A 283-nucleotide genomic window follows, 5' to 3' on the forward strand; every position below is an offset into this window, starting at 1 on the left:
AACCGCGCGTCTTGATCGATTTGCGGATAACCCTGTTCAGGCTCTCAATGGCGTTCGTGGTGTATATGATCTTTCGGATTGCCGGATCGAAGGCAAAAAACGGGATCACTTCTGGCCATGCCCGGCGCCATGCCGGGGCGATTGACGCGTATTTCCCGGCCCATTTCCCCTCGAACGCATCAAGTTCGGCGGCCGCCATGTCAGCGGTGGCGGCCCCGTAGATCCGGCGCAGGTCGGCAGCCACGGCCTTACGGTCCTTCCATGAGCAGAAGTTCAGGCTGTG

At 60.1% G+C, this 283-nt stretch carries 1 protein-coding gene; it reads right to left on the bottom strand.

Annotation, left to right across the window (positions count from 1 at the left end):
- Positions 1 to 283 (bottom strand): IS256 family transposase (locus tag B7449_RS19245; RefSeq protein WP_048884120.1); only part of this gene is annotated, 283 nt, incomplete at both ends.

The organism is Komagataeibacter intermedius TF2 (assembly GCF_000964425.1).
Taxonomy (GTDB): Bacteria; Pseudomonadota; Alphaproteobacteria; order Acetobacterales; family Acetobacteraceae; genus Komagataeibacter; species Komagataeibacter intermedius.